Annotated in this window: 14 protein-coding genes; 8 read left to right on the plus strand and 6 right to left on the minus strand. The window is 46.1% G+C overall.

Annotation, left to right across the window (positions count from 1 at the left end; translation table 11 throughout):
• Nucleotides 1-181 precede the first annotated feature (181 nt).
• Nucleotides 182-634: a hypothetical protein gene (locus OCV68_RS14395; RefSeq protein WP_262573720.1), complete on the plus strand. Its 453-nt coding sequence runs from the start codon at nt 182-184 to the stop codon at nt 632-634.
• A 57-nt stretch (nt 635-691) separates the two neighbouring features.
• Nucleotides 692-2,188: an InlB B-repeat-containing protein gene (locus OCV68_RS14400; RefSeq protein WP_262573722.1), complete on the plus strand. Its 1,497-nt coding sequence runs from the start codon at nt 692-694 to the stop codon at nt 2,186-2,188.
• Between the two features lie 100 nt (nt 2,189-2,288).
• On the opposite strand, the gene fba is transcribed toward OCV68_RS14400, so the two are convergent.
• Nucleotides 2,289-3,158: a class II fructose-1,6-bisphosphate aldolase gene (fba, locus tag OCV68_RS14405; RefSeq protein ID WP_022475389.1), complete on the minus strand. Its 870-nt coding sequence runs from the start codon at nt 3,156-3,158 to the stop codon at nt 2,289-2,291.
• Nucleotides 3,159-3,498: 340 nt separating this feature from the next.
• Here fba and OCV68_RS14410 point away from each other — a divergent pair, with 340 nt between their 5' ends.
• The 4 genes from OCV68_RS14410 (at nt 3,499) to OCV68_RS14425 (ending at nt 5,964) form a co-directional block, all read left to right on the plus strand.
• Complete coding sequence (locus OCV68_RS14410; RefSeq protein WP_262573725.1) at nt 3,499-4,068, plus strand: accessory gene regulator B family protein; 570 nt, start codon at nt 3,499-3,501, stop codon at nt 4,066-4,068.
• A 47-nt stretch (nt 4,069-4,115) separates the two neighbouring features.
• Entirely contained in the window at nt 4,116-4,247 is a 132-nt protein-coding gene (locus tag OCV68_RS14415) for a cyclic lactone autoinducer peptide (protein WP_022475391.1), read from the plus strand.
• Between the two features lie 210 nt (nt 4,248-4,457).
• Entirely contained in the window at nt 4,458-5,522 is a 1,065-nt protein-coding gene (locus OCV68_RS14420) for an alpha/beta fold hydrolase (protein WP_262573730.1), read from the plus strand.
• A 4-nt stretch (nt 5,523-5,526) separates the two neighbouring features.
• Nucleotides 5,527-5,964 carry a helix-turn-helix domain-containing protein gene (locus OCV68_RS14425; protein ID WP_022475394.1) on the plus strand — a complete coding sequence of 146 codons (438 nt, stop codon included), beginning with the start codon at nt 5,527-5,529 and terminating at the stop codon, nt 5,962-5,964.
• 200 nt (nt 5,965-6,164) lie between these two features.
• On the opposite strand, the gene OCV68_RS14430 is transcribed toward OCV68_RS14425, so the two are convergent.
• The 5 genes from OCV68_RS14430 to OCV68_RS14450 are packed head-to-tail and all read right to left on the minus strand — an operon-like array spanning nt 6,165 to nt 12,628.
• Nucleotides 6,165-7,355, minus strand: a complete 1,191-nt coding sequence (locus OCV68_RS14430) for a DHHW family protein (RefSeq protein ID WP_147622869.1) — start codon at nt 7,353-7,355, stop codon at nt 6,165-6,167.
• 11 nt (nt 7,356-7,366) lie between these two features.
• Nucleotides 7,367-8,827 carry an MBOAT family O-acyltransferase gene (locus OCV68_RS14435; protein WP_262573733.1) on the minus strand — a complete coding sequence of 487 codons (1,461 nt, stop codon included), beginning with the start codon at nt 8,825-8,827 and terminating at the stop codon, nt 7,367-7,369.
• Nucleotide 8,828: 1 nt separating this feature from the next.
• Entirely contained in the window at nt 8,829-9,431 is a 603-nt protein-coding gene (locus tag OCV68_RS14440) for a toprim domain-containing protein (protein WP_262573735.1), read from the minus strand.
• Nucleotides 9,432-9,455: 24 nt separating this feature from the next.
• Complete coding sequence (holA, locus tag OCV68_RS14445) at nt 9,456-10,532, minus strand: DNA polymerase III subunit delta (RefSeq protein WP_262573738.1); 1,077 nt, start codon at nt 10,530-10,532, stop codon at nt 9,456-9,458.
• The gene (locus OCV68_RS14450; protein WP_262573741.1) at nt 10,520-12,628 is read right to left on the minus strand and encodes a ComEC/Rec2 family competence protein; all 2,109 of its coding nucleotides are present in this window, start codon (nt 12,626-12,628) and stop codon (nt 10,520-10,522) included. The genes holA and OCV68_RS14450 overlap by 13 nt, the downstream gene beginning before the upstream one ends.
• Nucleotides 12,629-12,862: 234 nt before the next feature.
• Between OCV68_RS14450 and OCV68_RS14455 the strand changes: the two genes are divergently transcribed.
• Together OCV68_RS14455 and OCV68_RS14460 are read left to right on the plus strand one after the other, a co-directional pair.
• Nucleotides 12,863-13,402, plus strand: a complete 540-nt coding sequence (locus OCV68_RS14455) for a hypothetical protein (protein ID WP_262573744.1) — start codon at nt 12,863-12,865, stop codon at nt 13,400-13,402.
• Nucleotides 13,399-14,349 (plus strand): YecA family protein, encoded by a 951-nt coding sequence (locus OCV68_RS14460; protein ID WP_262573747.1) that lies wholly within the window; start codon nt 13,399-13,401, stop codon nt 14,347-14,349. The genes OCV68_RS14455 and OCV68_RS14460 overlap by 4 nt, the downstream gene beginning before the upstream one ends.
• Nucleotides 14,350-14,691: the final 342 nt, after the last annotated feature.

Consider the following 14,691-nt stretch of genomic DNA (forward strand, 5'->3'; position numbering starts at 1 on the left):
GTCCGAGAAAACGTCTCAATTTCCTTACTCCCTTTGAGGTGCTCAAAAAATTTTTTCTCTGATTTTGTTGCACTTGACTTGACAATCTATCCTTAAAAGAATTGAACAGGGCAAATATGAGGATATCAACGGTAATATTTATTATTCCTATGAGTGAAATAAAAATACGGAGGTAGAGGATATGAACAGCTCAAATCCTGATATTAAGGTGAAAAAAAGATACAACAAATTTATGGCTTTTTTGCTGGCTAATGGCGTGGTTGCTACGGTGTTATATATTGTAATGCTTGCGGGCGGTATAGCAAACGGAAGTGAGATCGATGCGGCAAGCTTCGGTGTCATATTTATTACCCTGTTTATTACAGTGATAATAACATTGCTGATATTCAAAAACACGCCCAAGGAAGAACGTGCAGCCACATGGTTCAGATGCTTCAAAATGGGCATTATCATATCTGTTAAGTTGGGATTTGCAATATTTATTTTCACAATACCTTTTCTTATAAAAACAAGTACACGGTATTATGAGTTTGATTATACGGGGTATGTTGATGGGAAGGAGATCAGACTGAAAAAACTGGATCGTGGTAAGTATGAGGATATGGAAGGAAATGTTTATTATATCAACACATGACATATGTCTTTTGAGCCTCAGGTTATTTAAGTGTTCTGTTTTTCATACATATATTATTTGCAGTGTGATAAAAATCAAGGAGGAAGCAACATGAAACAAAGAAAAATCAAAAGTTGTATTGCTGCTGCAATGGCGTTTATGTGCTTTGGTTCAATCTCAGCTCAGTTTGAAATCAACGCATATGCTGACAGCAGCCATACAGTGACTGTTACTACTGACGGTAATGGTGCCGCATCGGCAGATACGCCAGTACAAATTGCCAATGGTCAGGTCACATTGACTGCTACACCAAACGCAGGATATGAATTTGATCATTGGGAGATAACCTCAACAACCACCTCATATTCCAAGGAAGCAAACATTGTGTTTGTTCTTGATACAACAGGGTCTATGAGCAATAAGATTGAAAAGGTAAAGGACAATCTTGCAAATCTGGTTCAGTTTTTGGATGCAAAAAGCATGGGACTCAATATGTCTATCATAGAGTTCAGTGATGCAAGAAATTATGATGGCTCAACAGTTTATCATACCTTTTCAAATGGAACTCACTGGACATCCGATGTTTCTGAAGCTGTTGCGATTTTTGATAAGGTAAAAACAGGCAGCGGTTGGGACGAAACACCTACAGATGCTTTTACTCAGCTGCTTAAAAAGGACGGCACACTGAATTTCCCTGCAGGTTCAGTTAACAATTATATTTTCATGTTAACAGATGAGGATTATTATGATTTTAAGGACACCGCAGAGAATAGTGCTAAAAACCGTTATCCTATGGAAACATGGATCGACAAATTTGTCAATGCCGGTGTAAAGGTCACAGTATTTACCAAAGAATACTATAAGAGTGCTTACGAGGATCTGTTTACAAAGACAGGCGGTATGTATGTCGATATAACCACAGAGGATTACACCAAGGCAATGAATGATTTTGCTGATTATCTGGATCAGACCAGCGTTACCACGGGTAAGTCTGTATATGAAAATCCTTATACAATGACTATGCCTGACGGCAATGTTACAGCAAAAGCATTTTTCAAGCCTGTTAATAAGAGTGCTTACACGATAACAGTTGTTACAGACGGTCACGGCAGGGCATATGCCAGCAAAAATACAGCACTTCCTGGTGAGAACATAGGTATTACCGCATACCCAGATTCGGGATATATGCTGGAATCTGTTGTGTGCATTGAAGGCGGTGCTGTTCTGCATGACAATACATTTGTGATGCCTGCGGCAAATGTGGTCATTAAGGTTACATTTAAAGAAAATCTGACAGAATATATAATGTCAGGTCGTCCTTATTCCTACATTTTCACATATGATTCGGAAATGAATCTTGTTAAGATCAACAGCAATAGAAATTTTGATGGTTTCCCCGATTATGTCACTGTTAAAATTGATCTGGGCAAGGAATATGCAGGTATGACAGGCAGCCTCTGTTCGGGCAGAAAATCCAACAGAAATGTAATTGAAACTATTACGCTGGACGAAAACGGCTGCTATACATTCAAAGCAGGCATTGCAAAAAACTATTCATTTGTATTGGACGAATAATGTAATTCATATCATTGTTCCGAAAGAATATAATGTGTGAAAGCAGAAAAATCGGCGTATCTCAAACGAGATACGCCGTGATTTTTATTCTGAGATCCGATTAAGCCTTGCCAACGGAGCCGAAAGTAGTGATCTTCTCGGCAACCTTTGCCTTGATAGCCTCGAAACCGGGGTTGAGGAGCTTTCTGGGGTCGAAGCCCTTGCCCTGAAGATCCTTGCCCTCTTCGATGTACTTTCTGGTAGCTTCCTGGAATACCAGCTGGCACTCGGTGTTAACGTTGATCTTTGCAACGCCGAGAGAAATTGCCTTCTGGATCATGTCGTCGGGGATACCTGTGCCGCCGTGAAGTACGAGAGGCATATCGCCGGTCTTAGCCTTGATTGCTTCGAGAACGTCGAAACGGAGGCCGGGCCAGTTTGCGGGATACTTGCCGTGGATATTGCCGATACCTGCTGCGAGCATTGTTACGCCAAGGTCTGCAACAGCCTTGCACTCGTCGGGATCAGCGCACTCGCCCATACCAACTACGCCGTCTTCTTCGCCGCCGATGGAACCAACCTCAGCCTCGAGGGAGAGACCAAGAACGTCGCAGGTGTGAACAAGAGCAGTGGTCTTTTCAATGTTCTCAGCGATAGGATAGTGAGAACCATCGAACATGATGGAAGAGAAGCCTGCGTTGATGCAAGCCTTTGCTCCCTCAAAGGTACCGTGGTCGAGGTGAAGAGCAACAGGAACAGTGATGTCCAGGCTGTCCATCATAGCGCTTACCATAGCCTCTACGGTCTTGAAACCGCACATATATTTACCAGCGCCTTCGGAAACACCGAGGATAACAGGAGCCTTGAGTTCCTGAACAGTCTGAAGTACAGCCTTTGTCCATTCAAGGTTGTTGATGTTGATCTGAGCAACAGCATACTTGCCGTCACGTGCTTTGATGAGCATGTCCTTAGCGGAAACTAATCTTGACATTGTATTATACCTCCAAGCTTATTATGCGGTTAGACACCGCTTCTATATTTTTATTATACTCTATTTTTTTATTTTTTGCAATAGTTTCCGAGCAATTTTTCTGATTTTTCCGCAGATGAACACAATATTCTCTGAAATACCCGGATAGGGTCTAAATATGTACCTTAAATATATACAATAAAACCATATATTATTTGTACAAAAAGGATATTTTTATTGAATGTGACATAATATTGCATTAACTGACTTTTTTCGACAAAAGTAGTGCTTTTTCGCTGTTGCGCAAAAGGAAAATTATGGATATAATTATAACAAGATAAGCGGAAGGGAGGAAGAAAAGATGCTCGAAAGGCTCTCAAACAGGCTTGCGGACAAGCTTCTCAGCGAAAAGCTCATATCCGAGTCAGAGCGGGATATCTACGCTTACGGCATGGAGCTGTTTCTGCTGAGGGTCGTCTTTTACTCTGTTATCCTGCTGACTGCCATTGTGACGGATACGCTTTTTATAGGTGCGGTGTTCTCGATCGTTTACCTGTCCCTGCGACAATATGCGGGCGGATATCACTGCAAAACTCCTATGAGATGTATGGCGGTATCGCTCATATTGTATCTGGCGGTGGCAATGGTGTGCAGAGCGGATATAGGAGCGCTGAGACCTGTTCTGGCGGTCGTTGATGCGGCTGCGTTTGCGGTCATAGCAGTCTTTTCTCCCTCAGAAAGCGAAAATAACCCACTTACCGATGAGGAAAAGGTCATTTACCGCAAAAAGGCAGTTATACTCGCAGCTGCGTATCTGCTGATAGGTGCGGCGACTTTCATCTTTGGGTATGACGCTGTATTCTTCCCTTTATCATGTTCATTTGCGGCGGTTGCCGCATTGATGACGGTCAATCTCAGAAAGTTTTCCTGATACAGGCTTGCTGAGGACACAATTTTATTTTACAGGAGGAAAAAATTATGAAAAAGACACTTCTCAAGATCGCTGCAAAGGCTGCTGAAAAGAGCGCAGTAAAATCCGCTAACACTGCTTGCCTGGTATTTACATATCAGCCCAAGGCTCCCAAGGGCATCAAGTCCTTCAAGAAGTAATATCTGAGGGAAATTCCAAAAGAGACTTCCGCACAAGCTGCGGCGGTCTCTTTTTGTTTATGCACTTTATTGACATTTCCCCACGGCTCTGATATAATAAATGCAACCAAAGCTTACAAAAATCGGATAAATATGTAAAGTGTGTATGGTTGATATGCAGGCGGAACGATAGTACAATTATCATAAGAGCTTTTCCGAAAGGGGTATTATATGAAAAAGGTTATGATGATCGTACTGATAATTCTTGCGGTGCTGATAGTTATTGCTGCGGCGTGCTTTGGCGGGTATTGCTATAAAAATCTGCACTGGTATGACAGGTATGAAAAGGCGCTGAAGTCGGTGAATGCTGTTGAAAAGCAGTTCACGCTGCCGTCGGGCAGGGTGATAAATTACGGGGAGGTCGAAAATGACAAGCCCCCGCTGCTGCTTATCCACGGTCAGATGAGCATATGGCAGGACTATGCCCTTGTTATGCCCGAGCTTTCAAAAAAGTGGCACATTTATGCGGTTGATGTGTATGGTCACGGCGGCTCTTCACATGATGAGAGCCTTTATTATCTGGACGTGAACGGCGATGATATCATTACCTTCATAAACGAGGTCATAGGCGAAAAGACCGTTGTGGCAGGTCATTCAAACGGAGCGCTGACGGCGGCTTACATTGCGGCATACGGCGGTGAAAATATTGCCGGAGCTGTGCTGGAGGATCCGCCTGTTTTCTCCGTTGAGGGCGAGGGCTGGGAGAACAGCTTTGCTTATCTTGACACCTACAAGCCTCTCCATGACTATGACCTGTCGGACAAGTCGGAGTGCTGGGAAGCATATTATCTGCGGCACTGCTACTGGGGGCAGCTTTATATGAAGGACAGTATGCCCTCCATAGCGGACTATGCTCAGAAATATCATGAGAAGCACCCTGAAGAGGCTGTGAAGATATTTTTCATGCCCTCCTCCGTGTGGAATGTGTTTGAGTATGCCAGACATTATGACCATGCCTACGGCGAGCATTTCTATGACCTATCATGGAACCACGGCTATTCCCACAGCAGGATACTTTCGGATATAAAAGTGCCGTGCGTATATATCCACGCCAAGGAAAGCATTGCGGACACAGGTGTATATCTCTGCGCCGCTTCTGCTGAGCAGGCAAACAGGGCTGCGGGATACATAGAAAACTGCACATTTATCGAGACGGAGACCGGCGACCATGTGATACATACCGTTCACAGCAGGGAATATATCGACGCTGTGAACAGTCTTTCGGAAAAGGAATGATGTTATGCTTAGTAAAAATCTTGCGGTGCTTAGAGATCTTCACGGGCTTTCCCAGGAGGAAGCGGCGGAGATAGTGGGCATTTCCCGTCAGGCGTATGCCAAGTGGGAAAAGGGCGAGACTGTACCTGATGTGGAAAAGTGCGCATTGCTGGCGGAATATTACGGAACTACGGTGGATTCGCTGCTTAATTTCAGGACAGAGCAGGAGGGCATGACCATTGCTCCCGCACCCAAAGGCAAGCACATCTGGGGTACGGTGACTGTCAGCGAGCGTGGGCAGATAGTGATACCCAAGGCGGCACGGGAGCTGTTCGGCATAAAAAGCGGCGACAGGCTTGTGGTGCTGGGCGATGATGCTCAGGGCATTGCTCTTATGAGGGCTGAGGATTTTGAGCGCAGCATGAATGAGATGCTTGCTGCGGCAGGGAAGAAGTGCGAGTGAGGGTTTTATAAAAACTTTTCAGGGTTATGAGTGGCTTTTGTCGCAGAGTTATACTAATCACCAATAAAACTATAGACAAAAAATCATCGCATAATCCATATACGCAAGATTATGCGATGATTTTTTGTATAGTTTTTAATTGGTGCTTAGTATGAAAAAGGCTGCTGCATCTGGTGCAACAGCCTTTTACTTTTATTGGCTCAATACGAAAGCTTTTTGATATTCTCGTCCGACATAAATGTGGAGGCGTTATAAAGGAACAGCACCTGATCGTAGTCCGAAACATCTATAAGCTCTTTATAGGATATTTGGATATATCTCAGGTCAACCATGGTTATCTCGCTGTAATGCTCGGTCATAAAGGGGGCAAAGCAGTGTGCGTAGCTGTCCTTGAACATAAGGAGCTTTCCGCCCTCATGACCTGTGCGTATGGTTATCATCGGCTGATTTGTGCCGAAGAATGTGCTGTATTTATCCTTTACGTCCAGATACTCACGGAAGTACATTCCGTCGTGTATGGTAGGTTCCTCGCCAAAGGTGGAGTATATCTCGACCTCGGGCTGTGTCTCGTTTTCCGACAGGTGCCAGATGTCGATGGTATCGGGCTTTATGCCGTTGTACAGCACCTTTGAGTAGAATGTTCCCCTGAACTTGTCGCTGGCGTGCTCCACGTCGTAAAAATCCTCGGAGAGGGGATATATTCCCATTTTCTTTGCGGCTGCGGTATAGCCGAGGAATGCGCCCTGTGTTGTCCAGTGGTGGTCGGTGCGGTAGTAGATATAGTCGTCACGGTTGGCGCTGAGGACGGAATACACGTCTATGGGCACTGCGTAGCCGTCCAGCTGCGAATACACGTTATTTATGAACTCTGCCTGATCGGGATTTGGTGCGTCCGTGGGGAGCATATCGCTGTATATCTCTGCCTGGGTGGGGACTATCATAATGTAGGGCATTATGCCGTTATCTGTTGCGAACTGCTGTATGCCGCTGATGCTCTTGCCCACGACGGTCATATCAGGCTCGGATATTTTTTCAGCCAGTCCGCCGTTTTTCATGAAATAGACGTTGTTGCGCTCCTTTTTGCCAAGGGCAAGCTCGGAATAGGTCTGAGCGGTTATCCATTCATCGTGCCATGCAAAATGGTCGGAGACATATGTTTCCAGTCCGCTTGTGAAGCTGCCGTTGAAGAGCCTTTTGCCGCTGAATTTCGGGAAAGAAGCCAGCGCTTTGTTCTGGTTTTCCGAGAAGCTTTCCTTTTCGGAAAATGTTGTGACGCAGCCCAGTCCTATGAGTATGCCGAAGAACAGCAGCACTGTCACCAGAGCCACGCCTGCCTGAAAATAACGTTCCTTTGAAGCGGCGGAACGGGTATTTTTTTCTTTGTCTGCCATAAAACCTCACCTTAAAATCTGAAATACAGGAACGGATTGTAGGTAGCACCCACAAGATATGCGGTGCAGATGAGCAGCCCGCCTATCTTTACGGCAACGCCTGCCACTGCCGATGCACGCTTGTTCTTTTCCTCGCAGAAGCTTATGAGCCTGCTGCCCAGTCCGCCTGAAATAAGGATACAAAGCGTCAGCATAACTGCATTTGAAGCGATGGTATATCTTGCGTAGCTGTCAACAAGGCTGCCGCCTGCGCCGAACATTGCGGCGTAATATCTGCCTGCGTCCGCCAGAGTGTCCGTATCGAAGAGCACCCAGCCGAAGAGCACCATAACAAAGGTGTAGAGCATACTTACCGCCGAGGGCAGCTTTTCAAGTATCTTGCCGAAGCCAAGGCGCTCGATGATTATGAGCACGCCGAAGAACAGTCCCCAGAGGATAAAGTTCCAGCTGGCTCCGTGCCAGAGTCCTGTCAGCGCCCAGGTTATGAACAGGTTGCGGTAGGTCTTGAAATTGCCGTTCCTGTTGCCGCCAAGGGGGATATACACATACGACCTGAACCAACTTCCCAGCGTGATGTGCCATCTGCGCCAGAATTCGCTTATGCTCTTTGAGATATAGGGGTGGTCGAAGTTTTTGGGGAACTCGAAGCCCAGCATTTTGCCCAGACCTGTTGCCATATCGGAATAGCCCGAGAAGTCAAAATATATCTGGAATGCAAAGGCGATTATTCCCAGCCATGCGGTAGCCACCGAAATAGTGCTGTAGTCCATTGCCTTTATCTGCGTCCAGACCATGCCGATGTTGTTTGCGAGAAGCACCTTTTTGGCAAGTCCCTTTACAAAAAGTCCGATGCCTGCGCTTATTTTTGCGATGTTCACTGTTCTTGACTCCAGCTCGTTTGCCACGTCCTCGTAGCGGACGATAGGGCCTGCGACTATCTGGGGGAACAGTGAGACATATGATGCGAAGTTCAGAAAGCTTTTCTGCACCTTGATATTTCTAAGGTACAGGTCAATGGTATATGACATTGACTGGAACGTGTAGAAGGATATGCCTATGGGCAGCTCCACACGCTTTTCGTTCAGTCCGAAGGGATACAGGCTGTTAAGCGCTTTATTTACCAGCACCACGGGATTTGTGATGCTTGTGCCGAAAACTCCGTTGAAGCTGTCGATAAGGAAGTCGCTGTACTTGAATATCGCCAGCAGACCTACGTTCATGCAGACGGAAACTATCAGGCAAATTTTTCGCTTTTTGTTGTCGTCATCATATTTTGCCATTAGCCTGCCTGCGGTGTAGTCAATGGCTGTGGAAAGCAGCATAAGGCACACATAAAAAGGCTCGCCCCATGCGTAAAAAAACAGCCCCGTAATGAAGATCAGCACATTTCTTATCTTATCAGACGCAAAAAAATAGACTATCATTACGATAGGCAGGAAATAGTACAGAAAAGTCAGCTGTGAGAAAACCAAGTTATATATCAGTCCTTTCTTCAGAGGAAAAAAGTTTTTCCGTAAGCTCTTCCAGCTCTTTTGGGGATATCATGGTGTTAAGGATATCTGCCATTGCCCCTGCGGTGAGCAGAGACGGCAGGTCAAGGGCTTCAAGCAGCATTTTGCGGCGCATTGACGAATCGGGAGCGCCCGAATAGCCCAGATCATAAAGAAGCATTTTGTCTATGCCGCCTTTCGGGGCGCCGCCTATGTCATTAACGCCCGCTCTTCTGAAAGCTTCCAGCAGGACTTCCTCGCTCATGCCCTCAACGCCCAGCTTGCCCTCCTTGGAAGGCTCTGCTTTTCTGCGCTCCTTGCCGAAAATATCGGGGATATATACATTTATGATGTTGCCGCCAACGGAGCCTTTAAGGTAATTTCTTATCTTAAAGCCCGCAGCGTCGCTGTCTGTCAGGATTATTATGCCCTTTTTCTCGGCATAATGGCGGATAAGCTTCATTTTTTCCTTGTCCTTGAAAATATGAAAGCCGTCCGTGCAGATTATTACGCCGTTTATCACGGAGGAGAGCTTTATTTTATCGTACTTTCCCTCAACTATAACGGCCTGTTCTATGTTTATCATTTTGATTTTTTTTCCTTATATGTTTTATCGTGCAAGCATTTCTACTATTGCTTTTTCCAGTATGACTGCCGGGTCTGCGCCGCTTGACTTCATATCAATATCTGCCTTTGCAAGTATCTCAAGGCACTTCCTCAGGTGGCGGATATCCGTTCTGCGGACGGAGGAGAGGGCATTTTTTACACGAAATTCCACGCTGGGCGAGTAGCCGAAGTCTTTCATTATCTCGGGGAGACCGTGGTTATAGTCCAGCGCAAGGCGTGCTCTGTAAAGGTCGTTCATGCTGCCTGTAAGCACGTAAAGCAGATACACCGGGGTGTTCTCGGGATCGTTTATAAGCTCCCTGAAAAGCTCCATGGAACGGCTCATATTGCCTGCCGCAACTGCGTCCGCCAGGCTGTAGCTTTTGGCATCGCCGCTGTCGGGGGTGAGCAGCTCTACGGTGTGAACGTCGATGCTTTTTCCGTTCGCATAGGAGGTCAGCTTGTCAAGCTCGTTCATTATCATGGTCATATTGCCGCAGCAGCGGTCAAAAAGCAGACCTGCCGCCTTGTCGTCCATGGCAGAGCCACGCTTTGAGGACTCGGCGCATATTATCCTTACGGACTCGCTACGTGATTTTACGTTTATCTCGCAGACCGTGCCTTTTTTGGCAACAAGGTCGATGAGCTTTTTGTTCTTGGGGGTGGGGTATTTTTTGCCGCCGCAGACGTTTATGTTTGCGGTGTAGAAGATTAGCACGGTGGTATCGGGCACGTTGGAGACGGTCTCCGTCAGCTGCTTCATGCGTGTTTCATCAAGCTTTCTGTGACCCGGGCGCTGCTTTGTCTCTTCCTCAAGGTCAAGGTCGCAGACGGTGACGCAAAGCTTGTCCGCAAACATGGGGAATCCGTCAACAGCCTCGCTGAGGCCGTCGGTATCAATGTCCTTGCCCTCAAATTCATGGAGGTTGTAGGTCTCGTCGCCTGCCTTGACGGTGCGCTTGACCATTTCACGCTTGTATTTCTCAACGCTGTACAGGTCGGTGCCGTAAAGGTAGTAAACGCCTGACAGTTCGCCGCTTTTTATTATCCTTGTAAGCTCCTTTTCGTTCACCGAAGCCACGATACGCCCTCCTTTGGGTAAAGTACGCCGTTATCCGCTATGTATTCCGTGCCTGTGCTGCCGAATGGTGATATTTTTCCTTTAAAATCGCTGTCCGCCACTGTATAATAGGCGGCATCGGCATAAACATCAGCCGAGCAGCTGTAGATGCACAGGTCAAACCTTTCATCGGGAAGCTCGGCCTTTCCCGTAACGCACAAGATCTTCACCCCGTCCGTTTCGATAATGCTGTAATTTTCATGGGGATAATAGACGGTATTGCCGAATTTAATTATATTATCTTCCGCCGAATAAGTCAAGCCGCTTTTTGTTACGGGAGAAAGAACGGCAATGCCCTCAAACAGTCCTTTATACACGCTTTCGGAGTATGCGCACTGCTTTGTGACTGCCGCAAACGCCGCAGCAGAGCCGCCTGAGCCTGCTATTGACCTGTATGCTGCCTTTGCTCCGCTGCGTGTTCCCATATAGTCATATATTTGGGAGCAGCTGTCATTCTTAACGACAATTACACAGCCGCTGCCGTCTGTCAGCACGCTTATCTCAGTATATCCCGTGGGAATGAGCCGATATATTTCTATGCAGACAACGCTGACCAGTGCAGCTGAAAGGCAGGTCAGCACAAAATACATCTTATCATGGGTCAGTATCAGGCACAATGCTGCGGATATTACGGCTATTGCCACAAGGGGAGCGGTAAGCTCTGTGCCTGTGGGTATCATTATGATATCGCTGCTTCCAATGAGCTTTGCAACGGCAAGTATGGGGCGGCATATCAGTCCTGCCGCAAGGAAAAGTCCGCCGCTTATAAATGTGAATGGGAGTATGCAAAGCAGTGCGCCTATGGCGGCTATTGCAATAGCTGCGGTGCATAGGGGCGACAGCAGAAGATTTGTCAGGGGAGAGGCTATTGATATCTGGTCGAATGTGAGGGCTGACACGGGGAAAACTGCCGCAGCTGCGCATAAAGAGGAGCAAAGTGCGGAGGTAAGCGCTCCCACGTGATAGGGCAGGTCTGTTTTGCGCTCCATCTTCTTTTCGTAGGCGTTTATGAACATGGGCGAAAGCACGGCTGTGCCTATGGTTCCCGAAACGGACAACAGGAAAGATGTGCTTCTCACGATAAATGGCGAGGATATTGTCATTATTATAATTGCGGCGGCAAGGGAGGTAAGGCTGTCGCTGCGCCTGTTGAATATGCCTGCCGCCCAGACAAACATTACCATTATAAGGCTTCTGACAACAGAGGGGGTAAAGCCTGCGGTCATGGCGAAAAGCAATGACACTGCCGTCACTGATATGAACTGCCCCCATTTCGGCAGGCGGAGCGCTATTGCCAGAGCGGCGGCAATTCCTGCGGCAACGGACATGTGCAGTCCCGAAACGGCGGCGACGTGGCCTATTCCCGCACGGTACAGCAGATTTTCCGTTCTGTCGGACATATTCCATTTGCTGCTGCCGAAAATCATTCCTATAAGCAGTTCTCCCTCTTCCGAGGGGACGTATTTTCTTATAGTATCGGAGACATTGTGCCTGAAATCATCAAGAGTGCGGTAGAAGTTGTGTTCCTTTATCTCATATCCGCTTGTGCGGACGCTTTTCATCAGCAGAAAAACGTTCATTGAGCGGTAATAGTCGGCTGAATTGAAAAAGCCTGTGTTTTCGGGAGCGTAAAGCTGACCTGAAAGAGTGATCTTATCGCCTTTTACAAGGTCGGAACGGCGGTCGAAAAATCCCACATTGCCCGAAGCTCCGTTGGGAAAGGTGCAATGGGCGATATAAAAGGCTTTTTCCTCGGAATATACTGTGGACTGCTCTATTGTGACCGTTCCGCTGAAGTTGCCAATATTGGCAGTGATATTCCGGCAGACGGTCATGTCATATCCGCTGTATATCCAAAGCCCTACGCAGCAGGCGATGGCGCACACTGCGCTGCGGTAAAAGCTGCCTGAATGCTTGGGACGGAAGATGAAAACGGTGCACAGTCCGAAGCCCAGCAGCACGGCTCCTATGGCTATTGACAGCGGGGCAGAGAAAAACGACGCCAGCAAAAGCCCTGCCATGTAAGAAAAGCCGACAAAAGCAGTTTTGCGTGACATCGTTACCAACTCCGTATAATACGACAAATTTTGACATTATAATAGTTTAATTATATCAGGTGGGGGAGGTGTTGTCAAGAAATAGTTGAGCGTTGTGGATTATTTTGATTGACTTGCGGGCTGCAAAACAGTATAATTACAGCAGGGATCGGCAGTCGGCAATATCAAAAGGTGAAATTGATATGACAGGCTCTGTTGATCGACTGAACTGAAAATAAAGGTTGGAATTTTATTATGAAAGTAACGGAACTTAAAAATCAGCTTAACACTATGGAGAAAAATGAGCTTATTGCGCTCATCGTCAAACTGTATAAAAATGACAAAATGTGCCGCAATATTCTTGATGCGGAGTTTGGCGGCGAAGAGGTGCAGGCAGCTTTGTTGGCAAATGCCAAGAAGCAGCTGTATGATATTTTCTTTTCAAAAGCATCACTTAGTCTCAGAAATGCCAAAGCAGTCCTGTCGGGATTTAAAAAGACGGCTAAAAATAAAGAGGATTATTTTGACTTTGAACTTTATTATGTTGAGTTGGGAACAGCATATACCAATGAATACGGCGACGTTAATGAAGCGTTTTACAGCAATCTTATTTCGGTGTTTGCCGATTTCTGTGAAAATGTTAAGCGGTCGGACGGGAGTGATTTCCTGCATTCTGTAAGAATGCGCCTTGACAGACTGAACGAAGAGGCACATGATATAGGCTGGGGATATGGATATGAGATAGGCGAACTGTACAGTGAACTGATAGGATTTTATGGGGAGGAAAATGAATGAGCAGATTTCCAAGGCAGTATGCTGAGAGCACGCTGAACAGAATGTACAAAAAACTGGAGCTTTCCGATGATATCATCAAGCTTCTGAAGGATTATTTTGACGCTTTTGCAAACCTGTACAATATTCTTCCGCTGGAGGACGCTTTCGGTATAATCAATGAGCAGAACAAGGACTTGCTGACAAAGGAAAAGTTTATCGCTTTTTCCGAGATCATGCGGCATGATATGCCTGAGGGCAGATTTTATTATATTTTGGGTGTTGATGAGCTGTATAATGATGCGCCAAAGCCTGAGCCTATGGAGCGCATGATAGTTCATGAAAGTCTGGTGGATATTGATTATGAATACTTTTATGATATGCACAATGCTCAGGCGGGCAAGCCGCTTTGTATGCTTTCAAAGGAAGAAACGCTGAAATACAGGGACGATTTTTATATCCCGCAGACACCGCAGATGAGGACACTTCAAAAATTTGTGCGTGAAAAGCTGAGAAAAAACAAAAGTCAGGCGGAGAAAATTGCGTCTGACTGCTATACTATCATCACTTGTGCAGATAACGCCGACATAACGGGCGAAATAGCGTATATGCTGGAACGTATGAAGATGCCCATGAGCGAAAGTCAGCTGAACGAATTTATGGGACTGGTTTATGACCTTAACAACAATACACGTCTGCCTGCAAACAGGGGATATACTCCGGTTGAGCTGTCGAGAAAGTATAGGAAACATACAATACCCGAAATATCGTTTGAACCTAATATTAGGGATATGTTGCAGAACGGTGAGCTTAATGCCAGTGATATGGCGCGGCAGATCGAGGAATCAGACCTGCCTGCCCAAGTAAAGGCGCAAATAATACCGGGGATAAAACCGTCGTCAAAGGTGGGGCGCAATGACCCATGCCCATGTGGGAGCGGAAAGAAATATAAGAAATGCTGCGGAAGATAAGGAAAATACAGTATAAGATTTGAGATGTGTTTTATAAAAATAGATATAGGGCAGGTATAATTGAAAGAGAAAGCACTCCTTTGTTATGCACTTTGCTGACAAAATTCGACAAGAAATGCTATCTTGCTGTGCAGTTATCCAAAAGCCAAAAAAAGGCTTGACAAGAGCAGTTGTATGTGATATGATATAAAAGCTCTCTCGGAGAGAGACATTCTCTCCGAGAGAGACAAACAAACCGAGAGCTAAAAAGCTTGAGGGACACATCGAAAAAGAATTTGAAAAAAGTTGAAAAAGTACTTGACAAACTCAAAAAGATGTGATATAATAAATAAGCTGTCTCGC

Origin of the sequence: Huintestinicola butyrica, from assembly GCF_025567215.1 — a bacterium.
Taxonomy (GTDB): domain Bacteria; phylum Bacillota; class Clostridia; order Oscillospirales; family Ruminococcaceae; genus Huintestinicola; species Huintestinicola butyrica.

Excerpts from the sequence above, each read along its gene's own strand:
- OCV68_RS14440 (WP_262573735.1), bottom strand. The coding sequence starts at position 9,431 with ATGATAAACATAGAACAGGCCGTTATAGTTGAGGGAAAGTACGATAAA.
- OCV68_RS14425 (WP_022475394.1), top strand. The coding sequence starts at position 5,527 with ATGCTTAGTAAAAATCTTGCGGTGCTTAGAGATCTTCACGGGCTTTCC.
- OCV68_RS14455 (WP_262573744.1), top strand. The coding sequence starts at position 12,863 with ATGAAAGTAACGGAACTTAAAAATCAGCTTAACACTATGGAGAAAAAT.
- OCV68_RS14420 (WP_262573730.1), top strand. The coding sequence starts at position 4,458 with ATGAAAAAGGTTATGATGATCGTACTGATAATTCTTGCGGTGCTGATA.
- OCV68_RS14430 (WP_147622869.1), bottom strand. The coding sequence starts at position 7,355 with ATGGCAGACAAAGAAAAAAATACCCGTTCCGCCGCTTCAAAGGAACGT.
- OCV68_RS14460 (WP_262573747.1), top strand. The coding sequence starts at position 13,399 with ATGAGCAGATTTCCAAGGCAGTATGCTGAGAGCACGCTGAACAGAATG.
- OCV68_RS14415 (WP_022475391.1), top strand. The coding sequence starts at position 4,116 with ATGAAAAAGACACTTCTCAAGATCGCTGCAAAGGCTGCTGAAAAGAGC.
- OCV68_RS14395 (WP_262573720.1), top strand. The coding sequence starts at position 182 with ATGAACAGCTCAAATCCTGATATTAAGGTGAAAAAAAGATACAACAAA.
- OCV68_RS14450 (WP_262573741.1), bottom strand. The coding sequence starts at position 12,628 with ATGTCACGCAAAACTGCTTTTGTCGGCTTTTCTTACATGGCAGGGCTT.
- OCV68_RS14410 (WP_262573725.1), top strand. The coding sequence starts at position 3,499 with ATGCTCGAAAGGCTCTCAAACAGGCTTGCGGACAAGCTTCTCAGCGAA.
- fba (WP_022475389.1), bottom strand. The coding sequence starts at position 3,158 with ATGTCAAGATTAGTTTCCGCTAAGGACATGCTCATCAAAGCACGTGAC.